Raw genomic sequence first — 14,541 nt, forward strand, 5'->3', positions numbered from 1 at the left:
GGGAATGCAGGGTTGCGGTCCCGTCCGCCTGCCGGATGCGGATCCGGCATCCTGCCTGCCGGCGGTCACCGGCAGGCAGCAACCCTTGTGGGTTCCGCCTGGGGCGGATCACATGATGCCGGTGGGTACCAGCAGTGCCCAGGCCAGGGCCGGGGCCACCAGGACCACTCCGCCGGCGTACATCATCAGCTGCTTGTAGACGCGCTGGCGGTCGTTGTCCCGGGCGTTGGCGACGACGAGGGCGCCGTCGGTGGAGAACGGGGAGACGTCCACCACGGTGGCCGCGATGGCAAGCGCCGCAACGGTTCCGGAAGCGCTCAGCGTGCTGGTGGCCAGCAGCGGTCCGGCCATGGGGATGAAGGCGGTCAGCAATGCGGTGGAGGACGCGAAGGCGGATCCGACGCCGATGACATAGCAGAGAACGAGGGCGATCAGGAGCGGTGCACCCAGTGCGAGGGCCTGCTCGGCGAGGGTGTCGATGACGCCGACGTGCTGGAGCAGGGAGACGTAGGTGATCATGCCCGCCACCAGCAGGACAGTGGACCAGGAAACACCGCCGATGAACGTCTTGTGTTCCTTGATGTTCACGAAGGCCAGGAGGAGGCCGGCGGACAGTGCGACGAATCCGATGGGCATGTGGAAGCCCAGGGTGCACACGAGAATCGCGACGATCAGTGCCAGCGTCAGGATCTGCTGGCCGTGGGGCCGTCCGATGCGAGGGGTGTCCAGACCGACGTACTCGTTGGCGTGCTTCTCGCGGAGCTTGCCCAGGAGGGCGAACAGCACGATGGTCAGCGCTGAAAGGATGAAATTGAGGGCGAAGCTGGCCGAGAAAAGGACGCCCTGGGAGATGGGGAAGCCGTTCTTCCCGGCGATGTCGTGCACCAGGACCCCGGCGACCGAGAGCGGCGAGAAGCCGCCGGCATGGGCTCCGTTGATGACGAACGCCCCCATGACCACCGGGTGGATGCGTGACTCGTAGGCAAGTCCGAGGGCGGCCGGGGCCAGCAGTGCGACGGCGGCGGGGGAGAAGGTGCCCAGTGCCGTCAGGGCGGCAGCCATCAGGAAGAACACCCACGGGAGGAGCGCGGTTTTGCCCCTGACCAGCCGCACGCAGGCCTGGACGATGATGTCAATGGACCCGTTCCTTTGGGCCATGCTGAAGAAGTAGGTGACGCCGATGATCGTCAGGACGATGCTGGCCGGAAACTCCTCGAGGATTTGCTTGTCTGTCATTCCCAGCATGAAGTAGCCGACGCCGAAGGACGCAACCAGCCCCATCACTCCGATGTTCAGTGGCCATTTGGTGGCGACGACGAACATCACCACGAGGATGACGAGCGGGATGATCTGGGTGGCGGTCATGGTCGGCTCCGATTCCGAGGCGGCCGCGGGGTTGAACAAGACACCCCCAAACAGGAGGGCGGCCAGACCCAGAATAGCCGTGGCGACCACCGTCATCAGCAGGATGCGGCGTCGACGGACGGGGCGTTGGGGGAGATCGTCGCGGGTGTCCGTATCCAGGGGTGCGGTTTGTTCTGCCGTTTTAGTCATGATGCTGTCTCCTCATTGAGTGGCGCTGGTCAATTGGTGGCGCTGGCGAGGGAGGCGTCGACGGCGCTGCCGAGGGCCTCGGGGAGGTGGATGGTGGTGGTGGCGAGGGTGCGGGCTGTCCGGTCGACGCCGACGAGCAGCGATCCGTCCCGCTCCTCACTCCAGGTTTCGATGACCCCGGCCGGTGTGCGCAGCCGCAGGGTGGGCTGAACCGTGCCGCCGGTGATGTCGTGCAGTACGGTGCCCGGGGTGCGGGCGGCCAGGGTCAGCGCGATGCTTCCGGTGATGGCCAGCGCCGGATGCGGCTTGCCCATCGAGAGCATCATGACGCTCACGTCGCTTTCCGGGTCGGTCTGGGCCGGCGCAGCGACGATCGCCACCTTCGGGACGGCACGGGCCGCCTCGGCGGGAGTCGCTGCGAGCCCCATGCGTACTGCGGCCTGGCGCCGGATGTGTTCCAGCGTCTCCAGCTGCAGCTCAACCCCGGCGAACCAGTTGTCGTAGCGCTCCGGGTCAAGGCCAAGGTCTTCAGCACGCAGGATCGCCACCGGCGCTCCGGCGTCGACCATGGAGACAGTCCAGGGTGTTCCGTCTGCGGTGACCGTGTCCGCGGCCGATCCTGTGGGAAGCAACCTGCCGGTGGTTTTGCCGGCAGGGTCTTGGAAGCCGAGGCCCACCCGGTATCCGGGGAACGGAACACCCGGCATCTCCGCCTCCGGAACGATCGGCAGCGCGCCGGAAGGCGTGGACACCCGCTGGATGATGATCTGACCGGTGTTGGTGTTCCGGGTGATGATCCGGGTGACATCCCCGGTGGGCACCACCCAGCCTTTTTCGATGGCGTAAAGACCCACCACGGCCGAGCAGTTGCCGCAGTTGCTGCCCCAGTCCACGGCGGCCTCTTCGATGCCCACCTGGGCGAAAGTGAACTCGACGTCGACACCCTCGCCGGCGGGGCGGTGAAGGATCATCGCCTTGCTGGTGGTGGACGTCGCCCCGCCCACGCCGTCGATCTGCCGGTGGTCGGGACTGCCGAACAGCCGGGGAAGCAGCACATCCGGGCTCGTTCCGGTCTCACCCAGCTGCTCCGTTTCGAACACCCAGCATTTGCTGGTGCCTCCGCGCATCCACTCCGCTTCGATCTTCATGGTCCGTCCTTGCTTCTGTTCCGCCCCGACGTGTTCAAGGGGGTTGATTCGAGAATGAGCCAGATCACAAATGAAGACAATGTTGGATTTCTGTTGTCCTATGTAGTGTTTCTTCATTCACATAGGTAGAGCCGACGAATGCCACTTCAGATTGAACCTGCTAAACCCCGGAGGGTCCCCAGGTCCTGCACTACCACTGCTGCCTGCATAGAATGAACCATTAAAGGAGAAGGGTGTACGGATGCTTAACGATAAAGCCCGGGAATTATTCGATATCCGGAGGCTGGCCCTGCTGGTGGAGGTTGTCGAGCAGGGATCGATCACCGCGGCTGCCGATCTGATGCTGTACACGCCCTCCGCCGTCTCGCAGCAGCTGCGCAAGCTCGAGCAGGAAGTCGGCCAGCCCCTCCTCAACCGCCGCTCGCGAGGTGTGGTTCCCACCGAAGCCGGGCAGGTGCTCGCCGGCCATGCCCGCAAGATTGTCGGGCAAATGCGGGCTGCCCAGGCCGACCTGGACCAGATCGCCGGACTCAAGCGCGGCTCCCTGACCGTCGGGACGTTTCCGACTCTCGCCGGATCATTCCTGCCGGTTGTTATCCGTGCCTTCAAGAAGAGGTACCCGGCCATTGGTCTGTCCCTGCGGAGCGCACGCTTTGATGAGCTAGTAGCGGACCTGCAGTCCGGGGTGACCGGGCTTTGCCTGCTTTGGGACTACCCCTGGAACCGCTTTCACGACGATTCCATCCGGATCACGGAAGTCTTCCAGGAAAGCACCGTCCTGCTGGTGTCCCGCGGGCACCCGCTTGCTGACCGCGAAGAGATCCGCATGGAAGAGCTCCGCAAGGAGTCATGGATCGTGCGGGCGGAGGCCCATCCGGTGGTGGAGGTGCTGCAGCGCTCCGCCCATGAGGCAGGGTTCGAACCCACGATCGGCTTCCTGGCCAACGATTACCAGGAAGCCCAGGCGATGGTCAGTGTCGGGATGGGCGTGGCCATGGTGCCGAAGACCGCCGTGGCCCTGCAGCACCCTGACGTCCGGGTGGTCAGTCTGGGCTCCGCCGCCCCCCTGCGTCGGGTTCTGCTGGCCCAGCGCCAGGACAAGGTCTACGCCCCGGCGGAGGTCGCTTTCCACTCCACCCTGCTGGAGATTGCCCGCGAACGGTCCGGTGACTACCTGTAAATCAGGCCGGCGCTGCGTGGCCGAGCGGGATGACATGCGGCCGGCCCTCCGTGGGCTCATTGACCACGTGGGCGTTCAGGTCAAAGACCTCCCGGAGCAGCTCGGGGGTAATCACGTCGGCCGGTGCGCCCTGGGTAATGATCCGGCCGTCCTTCATGGCAACGATGTGGTCCGAGTATCGGGCCGCCAGCGAGATGTCGTGGAGCACCATCACCACGGTCCTGTTGTGCTGGCGGTTCAGCCGGCGGACGAGTTCCAAGACGTCCACCTGGTGCGCGAGGTCCAGGTACGTGGTGGGTTCGTCCAGGAGGAGTATGCCGGTTTCCTGTGCAAGCGTCATGGAAATCCAGGCCCGTTGGCGCTGCCCGCCTGAGAGGTCCTCCAGCGGCGTATCTGCCAGCTCGCGGATGTCCGTTGCCTCCAGTGCGTTCTCGACGATGCCCTGGTCCGCGAGGGAAAACTGCTGGTACCACTTTTGCCGCGGGTGCCTGCCCCTGGACACCAGGTCGGCCACGGTCAGGCCCGAGGGCGCGGACGGTGCCTGCGGGAGGACGCTGATCCGGGTGGCAACGTGCCGGGTGGAGTGCGCGGCAAGGGAGGTACCGTCCAGGAGGACATCCCCGGAACGCGGCGGAAGGAGCCGGCCGAGTCCGCGGAGCAGTGTGGATTTGCCGCACCCGTTGGGTCCGATGATGGAGGTCACCTGTGCGTGCGGGATGCTCAGGGTCAGGTCCCGGATGATGGCCGGGCCGTCGTATCCGAGGCTCAGGTTATCGGCCTTCAGGCCTGCCTGGCTCGTGGTGGGGGTGTTCAACTCAGCCTCCGCTGGTACTTCAGGAGCAGGTGGATCAGGAACGGCGCGCCGAGGACGGCGGTGGCAACGCCCACCGGCAGCGGCACGGCCAGCGCGTTGGCCGAGACGGTGTCCGCGAGCAGGACGAACACCGCGCCCACCAGGGCCGATACCCCCACAGGCGGCGTGACACCGGCGGTCAGCGACCGTGCAATCTGCGGGCTGGCAAGGGCCACGAAGGCAACGGGACCGGCGGTGACAGTGGCAATCGAGGCCAGCAGCACCGCAATGGTCAGGACTGTGAGGCGCACGGCACCGATCCGTACACCGAGTCCGACGACGGTGTCCTCACCGAAGCCGGTCAGCAGCAGCCAGCGGCCGCTGGCAACGGCGGCAAGGATGAGAACGACGGCGGCAATCGCCATGGGCTGGACGGTCGCCCAGTCTTTGCCGTTCAGTGAGCCGGTCATCCAGGTCAGCGCCTGCGCGGCGCTGGTGACGTCGCCCAGGGTAAGGATCCAGGTGGTCAGGCTTGTGGCGAGGCCGGTGATGCCGAGCCCCGCGAGGACGAGCCGGTAGCTGTCCAGGCCCCGGCGGTAGGCGAGCAGGTACACGGCAACGCCGCTGACGATCCCGGCGGCGAAGGCGGCTGCAGGCATTCCCACGGTGGCGGCGATCCCGCTGAGTCCGGCATGCCCGCCGCCGGCAATGACGAGGACAGCCACGGCACCGAGGGAAGCCCCGGCCGTGACCCCCAACAGGTCCGGGCTGGCGAGGGGATTGCGGGCCACGGTCTGGGTGATCGCTCCAGCCGCGGCCAGGGATGCTCCCACCACCACTGCCGCCACCATCCGCGGGGCCCGGAATTCGGTGACCGCCAGGTGGGTGCGGGGATTGGTGGTGTCGCCCAGCAGGGCCCTGAGGACATCGGGATACGGCAGGGGAGTTCCGCCGAAGGCAACGTGCAGGGCCATCGCTCCAAGAAGGACTGCGGCCAGGACGGCTGCGACGACGACGGCCCGAAGGTTGAGCCGAAAGGACACCGGGCCGATCCGCACGGCCCTGATGGGCAATGTGCCCTTGCGCGGCGCCGTTTCCGTGGTGGTCATACTGTGGCCAGCCTGCGTCGGCGGGCCAGGTGGATGAAGAAGGGGGCGCCAATGACCGCCAGGACCACGCCGACGGAGAGTTCGCCGGGCCGGGCGATGACCCTGCCCGCAGTGTCCGCCAGCAGCAGCAAGGTGGCGCCGGTGATGGCCGAGACAGGGAGCAGGATGCGGTAATCCGGTCCGGTGAGGGCGCGGGTGAGGTGCGGGACCAGCAGCCCGGCGAAGGCGATGGGGCCGGCCATGGTCACGGCCGATCCGGCCAGGAGCGTGATGGCCGCGATCCCCGTGGCCCGTGCCTTGAAGACGGAGATCCCGAGCGAGACGGCGGTGTCCGCCCCGAGCGCGAGGGCGTTCAGTGGGCGGATGTTCAGGACCGCGAGCACGGCTCCCGCCAGCACGAAGGGCCAGATCACCCCGATTACGCCGCTGTGCCCCACGAGGGAGCCGACCTGCCAGAACCGGAGTGTGTCCAGGGCCTGGTCGTTCAGCAGGACGATTCCCGCGACGAGCCCGGAGCAGAGGGCGGTGACGGCAGCCCCGGCGAGCACCAGCGTGACGGGTGTGGACCCGTGCCGGGCGGCCGAGCCGATGGCGAACACCAGGACGCTCGCGGCCAGGGCGCCGGCAAAGGCCAGCCCGGCCTGGGTCAGTGCCGGCAGTTCACCTGTGAGCGCCGTCGCGGCGACGATCAGCAGCGCTGCGCCCTGGTTGATGCCCAGCAGGCCGGGGTCTGCTACGGGGTTCCGGGTGTGGCCCTGGACAAGGGTTCCGGCCAGGCCGAGGCAGATTCCGGCCACAACGGCCAGGACGGTGCGGGGCCACCGCAGTTCACGGATGGTGAGGTCCATGACGCTGCCATCGGGGGTCACCACCGCGTGCCAGGCGTCCTGCAGCGACGAGGGCTGGCCGCCGATGCAGATGCTCAGGACCACGGCGGCGGCAAAGGCTGCTCCCGTGATGGCCAGCCACCAAAGGCCGCGTTTCCGGGCGCCCCGGCCGACCGGGGGAGCAGCTGTGCGCTGCGCTGCGGCGGGCGCCGTAGCCGCTGTCTCAACTGTCTTCACGTCATCCTTCAATTACGTCACTAATGTGTGAGCTAAATCCCCAAAGCCTGCTACAGTCTACGGCAGACATAGGTAAGCCTCTCCTAAGATGTCTCATCCCCGACACACCGTTTCGAAAGTAACTCCGTGAAAACACGCATCCTCAAGCAGCTCGGTGCTGCCGCTGCCGCCCTGGCCCTGCTGGCCACTGCAGGCTGCGGCGCCCCGGCGGCGTCCACCCAGCCCACGACCCAGGCGGCAGGATCCGCCGGCTACCCCCTGACCATGGAACACACCATGGGCTCCACCACCATCGACGCGGCCCCCAAGCGCGTCGTTGCGCTTGACCCGAGCTACATCGATGCCGCCCTCCTGCTCGAAGCCGACCTGGTGGGCTACGTGCAGTACCGCCAGGACCCGAAGGCCCCCTTCGCCCCGTACCTCGGCGACGTTGCCGAGGCCACCAAGGACTCCGTCAACGTGGGCACGCTGGCAGAACCCAACCTGGAAAAGATCCTCGAACTGCAGCCGGATCTGATTGTCTCCGCCAAGGTCCGGCATGAGGCGCTCTACCCGCAGCTGTCCAAGATCGCTCCCACCATCTTCTCCGTCAGCACGGGCCCCACCTGGAAGGAGAACGTCGTCTTCCTCGGGGAGGCCCTCGGAAAGAAGGCCAAGGCCGAGGAGCTGGTGAAGGCCTATGAGGAGCGGGCCCAGAAGGTGGGCGCCGAAATCCTCGCCAAGAAGCCTGACGCAACGTACTCCCTGATCCGGTTCACCGGCGGGGACACCGCACGCCTGTACTCCTCCAACTCCTTCATCGGCGAGATCATGGCCGACATGCGCATCCCCCGTCCCAAGGATGCCCCGGACAGCGAGTCCGAAATCTTCGTCCCGCTCTCCTCGGAGCAGATCCTGAAGGGCGACGCCGGCCTGGTCATGGTCAGTGCCTTCACCCCGCCGGGCGAGGAAGGAGACAAGGCCCGCGCCCAGCAGGAGAAGTTCCAGTCCAACCCGCTCTGGAAGAAGCTGCAGGGTGACGTCAAGCCTGTTGAGGACGCCACCTTCCTCGCGTCCGTCAGCATCCAGGGCGCGCACGCGGTAATCACCGACCTGGCAGAGCACTACGGCGTGGACCCGCACCAGCCGTAGCCCAGCCGGAGGCGGCGGCCGGGCCAGGAAGCACACACCTGGCCCGGCCGCCGCGTCACTGCCACGTTTCGACCGGCCTGCCCGGACCGACCGCCCGGAAAAGGAGTACCTGATGACCGCCGCATTACCGGCCTGCTACCCGGCACGGGTTTTCGATGTAACCGTCAGCAGGGTGCAGGACATCTCCGCGACCTTTCGGCGCATCACCTTCACCGGGCCGTCCCTGCAGCGCTTTGGCGTCCCGGGACCCACGCTGGATTTGAGAATCAAGCTGCTGCTGCCGGTGCCCGGCCACACCCTGTCCAGGCCGGGGGCGCCGGACGGCACCCTTTACGAAGGCTGGTACCAGGACTGGCTGAGGACGGAACAGCCCGCGCGCGGCTTCATCCGCAGCTACACAGTGCGGACCAAACGAACCACTCCAAGCGGCACGGAACTGGACGTCGACTTTGTCCTGCATGCCCACGGCGGCAGCGGGCCGGGCTCCGACTGGGCGGCAGGCGCTGCTCCGGGACAGCCGGCGCTGCTCATCGGACCCGATGCCACCGTCCCGGCCCGGCTGCCGTCCGAAACCGGAATCAGATGGGCGCCGCAGGAAGCCCGCCGGGTTTTCCTGGCGGGCGATGAAACCGCCGTCCCGGCCATCTGCTCCGTGCTGGAAGCACTTCCCGCCGGCATCAGCGGCCACGCGTTCCTGGAAGTCCCGGACGCGGCGGACATCCAGGACATCGCCACCAACTCCGGCATCGAAGTGGCGTGGCTGCCTCGCACACCCGTGCAGGCACAGCGTGGGGACCTGCTGTTCGACGCCGTCCAGCACACCCTCCCTGCCGCTACGGAGCAGACCGGAACGGATCCGGGCACTCTGTACGCATGGATTGGGGCAGAAGCCGGAACGGTCAAAACACTCCGCCGGTACCTGGTGGACCGCGTCGGCCTGAACCCCAAAGTGTCTGAATTCCGCGGCTACTGGAGCCTGGGCAAGGCTGGATCCGGAGTCAACGGGACACCGGTGCAGGACCGGAGCTCTGCAGCCGCTGACGGGCGTCGCCGGCTAGGGCCGGCACCGCAATTACGTCAAACAATTGGGTCTTTTTGATGGGCGCCAGCAGGCCTACCTTAGGAACAACGAGCGGCCAGACCGGGCGCCGGAGTACGGAGGATCCGAACATGACATCGCACGTCGCGGACTGCAGCGTAACCAACTGTTCCTTCAACGACCACACCAACTGCAACGCCGCAGCCATCACGGTCGGCGGGGCCGAAGACCACGCCCACTGCGCAACCTTCATCGACACCGGCAGCCACGGCGGGCTGCCCAAGGTGCTGGCCGACGTCGGAGCCTGCCAGCGCACTGAGTGCGTCCACAACGACCACCTGATGTGCCAGGCCCCCGAAGTCCACGTGGGCCCGGGCAAGGACAACGCCGACTGCCTGACCTACGCCCACCGGTAATCCGCACAGGGCCCAGTAGCCGCCGGCCCCTGCCGATAAGCCGTTGGGCCGGGTAAGCAGAGCTGCCGCCGGGACATCCCAATGTCCCGGCGGCTATTCCGCTTTGTCCGCCAGCAGCCCCATGAGGACGATGCTGATGGTCCGCTCCAGGGACCCCGCGAAACCCTCGGGCAGGAAGACGAGGGACGGGTCGGCGGCATACGCGTCCCGGACGCTCCGGGGTGGATTGGCGTGCGTCCACAGCGCGCCGGCAAACACCACGATGGTCCTCGTTGCTTCGGCGGCCTCCTCCTCGCTGAACTCCGGGAGGACCTGGCGAAGTACGCCCGTGAATCCGGCGAGGCTGTTGTAACCGTCCCGCTTGTACTTCGCCACCGTCTCCGCGGAGACGTTGTGCTCGAGGACGCCCGCCTGGACGCTGAGCAGCTCGCACAGCGTCGGATGCGCCGCGAGCGTCGCTGACAGTGTCGCGGCTACGCCTTCGGCCCGTGCCCGAACCGGACCATGCGCCTCGACGGCCTCGGGCAACTGTTGCCCGACCTGTGTGAAGAAGTCTCCTGCGAGTTGCACGAGCAGGTCGAGCAGCACCGCCTCGCGGGAATCGAAGTACCGCAGCACGTTCGACTTCGCCAGCCCCACCCGCCGGCTGAGCTCATTGAGGCTGACCGCAGAGACCGGCATCTCGGCCAGCATCCCCGCTGCCGTCTGCAGGATGGCCTGGCGCCTGGCCTCCCGCTGGTCCTCGCTTCTGGCCCTCTGAAATGTACTCATGACCACATGTTACAGACCGGAGGTCTCTTGACTGTAGAACAGGGGTCTCTTATATTAGAGACCAGCGGTCCTTTAGGGGTGGGCCGGAGTCAGCCAGGACAAGGGATTGGAAATGGACATGGACAAGAAGGTTGCACTCGTCACCGGCGGTTCGTCAGGAATCGGCGAGGTGGCTGCCCGCCAGCTGCACGACGCCGGCTTCACGGTGTACGCTGCAGCGCGGCGGGCGGACCGGATGGCCGCCCTCGAGCAGGCGGGCATCCGGACGCTCTCGCTCGACGTCACGGACGACGCGTCGGCACGGGCCGCCGTCGAGTGCATCATTACGGACGAGGGGCGCATCGACGTCCTCGTCAACAATGCCGGCTACGGCTCCTACGGCTCCCTGGAGGAAGCCCCGCTCGCCGAGGCGCAGGCCCAGCTGGACGTCAACGTGCTCGGGCTCGCGCGGCTGACGCAGCTGGTGGTGCCCCACATGCGGAGCCAGGAGAGCGGCACGATCATCAACATCAGCTCAATGGGTGGCCGGTTCGCGACCCCGCTGGGCGCCTGGTACCACGCCAGCAAGTACGCCGTCGAGGGCCTCAGCGACGCGCTGCGCCTGGAGCTCGCGCAGTTCGGCATCGACGTCGTCCTCGTCGAGCCCGGCGGGACCCGCAGCGAATGGGGCGCCATCGCCGCCGGCAAGCTGCGCGCCACCTCCGGACACGGACCGTACCGCGTGCAGGCGGAGGCCATGAGCAAGACGCTCTCTGCGAGCTCGGTGCCGGGCTACCGGCTCGCGTCGCCGCCCGAGGTCGTGGGCCGCGCCATCGTAAAAGCGGCCACCGCCCGCAAGCCGCGCACCCGCTACAGCGTCGGCATCGGGGCAACCCCCTTGATCTGGCTCAGCCGGACCCTGCCCGACCGCACGTTCGACTCGCTTATCAAGCGCTTCGCCGGCGTACCGGCCTGAGAAGCCCGACCACGGTCAGGCGGCCAGCCCGGCCCGAACGGCAGCGTCCTTCCGTGGTTCCCGCGCGGTGGCCACGTGCTTCGCCAGGTACCTGGCGTCCCGGCACACGCCGGGCAGGGTTTCGGATGCCGCGGCGAACAGCAGATCGTTTCCCAGCAGGTACAGGCCCGGCAGCGCATCCACGATCCCGCGGTGCTGCTGCTCCCGCCAGTCCGCCGGCAGGGACGGAAGGTCCAGCCACGAGTAGTCCTCCCGGAAGCCGGTGCACCAGATGACGTTCGCGGCCGGAAGCCGCCGCCCGTCGTCGAGCACTATCTCGCCGCCCTGCACTCCCGAAACCCGCGGCACCAGCTGGACCCCGGCGGCGCTGAGATCCGGGACCTTGGTGCGGATCAGCGGCCTGCCCATTGACGCGAGTTTGGGCAGCACCTTGCGCCCCACCGGCGTATTCCTGTTCAGCACGTGGAGCCCGGCGAAGCGGACCGCCGGGATAAAGAACCGGGCCGCGGTCCGGCCGTGCCGGAACGGGACCGCTCCACGGGCCGTGCCGGCCAGCCAGGTCTCGTGCGTCCGGCTGGTCTCCAAGGCGATCTCCGCGCCGGAGTTGCCCAGACCCACCACCAGGACAGGGCCGGGCTGGAGCTGGGCCGGGTTCTTGTAGGCGTTCGAGTGCAGCTGCACGACGTCGGACGGCAGGTCCGCCGCAAAGCCCGGGATCCTGGGGACGTTGCAGGCCCCGGTGGCGAGGACCACGTTCGAGGCCGTCCAGCGCTGCGCCCCCGCCGCGACCTGGAACCGCTGCCCGTTGTGGCTCACCCGGGTGACTGCTGTGTTGGGCCGAACCGGCAGATGGAACCTGGAGGCATAGTCCTCCAGATAGTCCGCCTGCTCGTCCTTGGTGGGAAAGGCGAGCGGATCGCCGGGGAAGGGCAGGCCGGGCAACCCGTTGTACTTGGCCGGGGTGAACAGGCGCAAGGAATCCCAGCGGGTGCGCCACGAATCGCCGACCCGGGTGCCGCCGTCGAGAATCACAAAGTTCCGGTGCTGCCGGGCCAGGTAGTAGCCCAGCGCCAGGCCGGCCTGTCCGGCGCCGATGATGACGGTGTCGACGGCGGCGGTGCTGGCGGTACCGCCGGTGTCAGTTGCTGGGGTGGTGTTCATGGTGGTTCCTCCTTGATGTTGCAGGTGCGGTTGGGCGGTTATGAACGCTGTGGAACTGCAGGAACCAGATGAGCAGCAGCGCGGAGGCGGAGGCGTAGAAGCAGTGCAGCAGCCAGATCGGTCCTGGCGGGAGGCTGAAGACGTATACGGAGTGCACTGCATTGGCGACGTTGCTCAGCGCGAGGTAGCCGAGGCTGAAGGAGTCGAGATCCCTGGTGCGGAGGGCCTTGAGCAGCATGGGCAGGTAGCTCACCGCGAAGAGGATGCTGGAAACCGTTCCTGCGAGAACTGAAACGTTCATGCCACCAACGCTATTTTTCGTTGCGGCGCGGTGAATCGGGCGAATTACCCATTTCCGCGGGGGAATTCGGCTGGCGGGGAATGGGTATTTCTGTGCAGGGGTTTCTGTGCAGGGCTATCTGTAAGGAAAGGTTCAGGCCAGTCCGTGCTGGTAGGCGTAGGCCGTGGCCGCGGCCCGGGAGGTCAGGCCCAGCTTGGTGAAGATATTGCTCAGGTGCCGCGCCACCGTCTTCTCACTGATAAACAGCTCGGCGGCGATGTCCCGGTTGCTCAGTCCGGCGGAGACCAGGTGCAGGACCTCGGTTTCGCGCGCGGTGAGCGGCCCGGCGTCGTTATCGGTGGATGGCAAAGCAGGCCCGGCCGCCACTGCCCGGCCAACCGGCGTCGGCTCCGGCTCCTCGAGCTCCGAGAGTGCCGGCGCCGCGCCCAGCTCGGCAAAGACTGTCCGTGCCGCCGCGCGCTCCAGACGGGCGGACTGCTCATCGCCGAGCGCGGCGCAGACACTTGCCATCAGGGCGCGGCAGCGGGCTGCCTCAAACGGCACGTCGAGGCTGAACCAGCGGGACCACGCGCGGCGGACCAGCACGAGGGCGGCCGCGGCGTCGCCGTCGTGGAGGAGCAGGGCGGCCCGGGACTGGTCGGCCAGGGCATGCAGCATGGGCATGTCAAGCGCGCCGGACAGCGAGGCCAGCTCTTCGGCGGCGGCCCGTGCCGCCTCCGCATCGCCGGCGGCGAGTTCGATGTCGACACAGGCAGCGAGCATCCGGCGGCGGTAGTCGGGCCCGACCCCGGTCATGGCCTGCCGCAACAGGGCCTGGGCCTGGTCCGGCCTGCCCTGGGCCAGGCGGAGGAGCGCCAGCCCAGGCTGGGGCGGAAAGCCGGTCTCGAGGGCGTGCAGGTAGCAGGCCTCGGCGTCGTCAAAGTTGCCGCGCAACCGGTGGATTTCGCCCTGCTCATAGAAGCTGCCGTAGATGGCCATCGGATCCCCGCGGAAGGCAAGATCCTGGGCGGTTGTGGCGGCGTCCAGCGCCTCGGACCACGCGCCGTGCAGCCGGTAGAGTTCGGCACGGTGCATCTGGCACTGGCCGCTGAAGAACACCAGGTGCTGCTGTGCCTGGCACCACCGGTCCAGCGCGCGGGTCCACTCCTGCGCCCGGTGCAGGTCGAAGGCCAGACGGCAGGTCTCAATCACGGCGCAGTAGATGATCCCGGCGGGGAACGGGGACACTTCCCCGACGGTCGCGGCCACCATGGCCTCGTCCAGCAGGGCCAGGCCTTCCTCGAACCGGCCGAGCAGGATGGTTGCCTGGCCGAGGCCGAGCATGCCGAGCGCCGCGGCATCCGGATCGCCACGCTGCCGGCCGAGTTCGCCGGCACGGGCAAAGGCCTCCGCCGCGGCTGCCCCATCTCCCTGGTACAGGGCGCCCAGCCCGACGGGGACGAACAGCAGGCCCTCGAAGCGGCAGGGAGCGGGGAGGTCCTCGACGATCCGCCGGCCCCGGGCAAACCAGCCTGCACCGCGCGCCGGTTCTCCCTGCAGCATGAGGTTCAGCCCTGTCCAGGCCGCGCACCGGGCGGCGGAGTCGTAGTCGCCGTCGGCAAGGTACTTCAGGTGTGCCCGGGCCAGAATGTCCGTGCCCTCAGCAGGCCCGCCGGCGAGGATGACGGAGGTGGCCAGCTGTTCCAGGTCGGTGGCCGGCAGTTCGGTGTCGCGCTCGGCTGCCGTGTACTGCCCGACGGCGTCCGGCCAGCGCCGTTCGGCGTAGGCTTCCCGTCCCTCTGCGAGTGAAGACATCGGCGTCTCCCGTCCCGGGTGATGGACCGCAACCGGAGTGCGTTGCCGGGCTTGTGCCGGCGGCCGCAGCCCGTATTTTCCCTTCAGGCTACCGCCGGGCTCCGCTTTCCGTCAGGCCCGGCTGG

The 14,541-nt window shown here is 67.7% G+C and carries 14 protein-coding genes; 5 read left to right on the plus strand and 9 right to left on the minus strand.

Going from position 1 to position 14,541, the window contains the following annotated elements:
- Nucleotides 1-108: 108 nt before the first annotated feature.
- Nucleotides 109-1,554 carry an SLC13 family permease gene (locus ACFTR6_RS07820; RefSeq protein ID WP_377957459.1) on the minus strand — a complete coding sequence of 482 codons (1,446 nt, stop codon included), beginning with the start codon at nucleotides 1,552-1,554 and terminating at the stop codon, nucleotides 109-111.
- Nucleotides 1,555-1,583: 29 nt separating this feature from the next.
- Nucleotides 1,584-2,702 (minus strand): PrpF domain-containing protein, encoded by a 1,119-nt coding sequence (locus ACFTR6_RS07825; RefSeq protein WP_377957460.1) that lies wholly within the window; start codon nucleotides 2,700-2,702, stop codon nucleotides 1,584-1,586.
- Nucleotides 2,703-2,943: 241 nt separating this feature from the next.
- Here ACFTR6_RS07825 and ACFTR6_RS07830 point away from each other — a divergent pair, with 241 nt between their 5' ends.
- Entirely contained in the window at nucleotides 2,944-3,882 is a 939-nt protein-coding gene (locus ACFTR6_RS07830) for a LysR substrate-binding domain-containing protein (protein ID WP_377957461.1), read from the plus strand.
- 1 nt (nucleotide 3,883) lies between these two features.
- Here ACFTR6_RS07830 and ACFTR6_RS07835 read toward each other — a convergent pair whose 3' ends face one another.
- From ACFTR6_RS07835 to ACFTR6_RS07845, 3 genes are read right to left on the minus strand one after another with little or no spacing between them, the layout of a single operon-like run.
- Nucleotides 3,884-4,696 (minus strand): ABC transporter ATP-binding protein, encoded by an 813-nt coding sequence (locus ACFTR6_RS07835; protein WP_377957462.1) that lies wholly within the window; start codon nucleotides 4,694-4,696, stop codon nucleotides 3,884-3,886.
- Nucleotides 4,693-5,784: a FecCD family ABC transporter permease gene (locus tag ACFTR6_RS07840; protein ID WP_377957463.1), complete on the minus strand. Its 1,092-nt coding sequence runs from the start codon at nucleotides 5,782-5,784 to the stop codon at nucleotides 4,693-4,695. Before ACFTR6_RS07840 ends, ACFTR6_RS07835 begins: the two co-directional genes overlap by 4 nt.
- The gene (locus ACFTR6_RS07845; RefSeq protein ID WP_377957464.1) at nucleotides 5,781-6,848 is read right to left on the minus strand and encodes a FecCD family ABC transporter permease; all 1,068 of its coding nucleotides are present in this window, start codon (nucleotides 6,846-6,848) and stop codon (nucleotides 5,781-5,783) included. Before ACFTR6_RS07845 ends, ACFTR6_RS07840 begins: the two co-directional genes overlap by 4 nt.
- A gap of 126 nt (nucleotides 6,849-6,974) precedes the next feature.
- On the opposite strand from ACFTR6_RS07845, the gene ACFTR6_RS07850 reads away from it, so the two are divergent.
- From ACFTR6_RS07850 to ACFTR6_RS07860, 3 genes are all read left to right on the plus strand, one after another.
- Nucleotides 6,975-7,979: an ABC transporter substrate-binding protein gene (locus tag ACFTR6_RS07850; RefSeq protein ID WP_377957465.1), complete on the plus strand. Its 1,005-nt coding sequence runs from the start codon at nucleotides 6,975-6,977 to the stop codon at nucleotides 7,977-7,979.
- A gap of 112 nt (nucleotides 7,980-8,091) precedes the next feature.
- Nucleotides 8,092-9,078, plus strand: coding sequence for a siderophore-interacting protein (locus ACFTR6_RS07855; RefSeq protein ID WP_377957466.1), 987 nt, complete (start codon nucleotides 8,092-8,094; stop codon nucleotides 9,076-9,078).
- A 71-nt stretch (nucleotides 9,079-9,149) separates the two neighbouring features.
- Nucleotides 9,150-9,434 (plus strand): DUF1540 domain-containing protein, encoded by a 285-nt coding sequence (locus ACFTR6_RS07860; RefSeq protein ID WP_076798599.1) that lies wholly within the window; start codon nucleotides 9,150-9,152, stop codon nucleotides 9,432-9,434.
- Nucleotides 9,435-9,527: 93 nt separating this feature from the next.
- Here the strand turns inward: ACFTR6_RS07860 and ACFTR6_RS07865 are convergent, their stop codons facing one another.
- Entirely contained in the window at nucleotides 9,528-10,205 is a 678-nt protein-coding gene (locus ACFTR6_RS07865) for a TetR/AcrR family transcriptional regulator (protein ID WP_377957467.1), read from the minus strand.
- A gap of 118 nt (nucleotides 10,206-10,323) precedes the next feature.
- Between ACFTR6_RS07865 and ACFTR6_RS07870 the strand changes: the two genes are divergently transcribed.
- Nucleotides 10,324-11,160, plus strand: a complete 837-nt coding sequence (locus ACFTR6_RS07870; protein ID WP_377957468.1) for an oxidoreductase — start codon at nucleotides 10,324-10,326, stop codon at nucleotides 11,158-11,160.
- A 15-nt stretch (nucleotides 11,161-11,175) separates the two neighbouring features.
- Here ACFTR6_RS07870 and ACFTR6_RS07875 read toward each other — a convergent pair whose 3' ends face one another.
- The 3 genes from ACFTR6_RS07875 to ACFTR6_RS07885 all read right to left on the minus strand — a co-directional run bounded on the left by ACFTR6_RS07875 (nucleotide 11,176) and on the right by ACFTR6_RS07885 (nucleotide 14,416).
- Nucleotides 11,176-12,321 carry a flavin-containing monooxygenase gene (locus ACFTR6_RS07875; protein WP_377957469.1) on the minus strand — a complete coding sequence of 382 codons (1,146 nt, stop codon included), beginning with the start codon at nucleotides 12,319-12,321 and terminating at the stop codon, nucleotides 11,176-11,178.
- Nucleotides 12,299-12,622 (minus strand): hypothetical protein, encoded by a 324-nt coding sequence (locus tag ACFTR6_RS07880; RefSeq protein WP_377957470.1) that lies wholly within the window; start codon nucleotides 12,620-12,622, stop codon nucleotides 12,299-12,301. The genes ACFTR6_RS07875 and ACFTR6_RS07880 overlap by 23 nt, the downstream gene beginning before the upstream one ends.
- Nucleotides 12,623-12,754: 132 nt before the next feature.
- Nucleotides 12,755-14,416: a LuxR C-terminal-related transcriptional regulator gene (locus tag ACFTR6_RS07885; RefSeq protein ID WP_377957471.1), complete on the minus strand. Its 1,662-nt coding sequence runs from the start codon at nucleotides 14,414-14,416 to the stop codon at nucleotides 12,755-12,757.
- Between the last annotated feature and the right edge of the window lie 125 nt (nucleotides 14,417-14,541).

Source organism: Arthrobacter sp. NPDC057009 (assembly GCF_042673905.1).
Classification (GTDB): Bacteria; Actinomycetota; Actinomycetes; order Actinomycetales; family Micrococcaceae; genus Arthrobacter.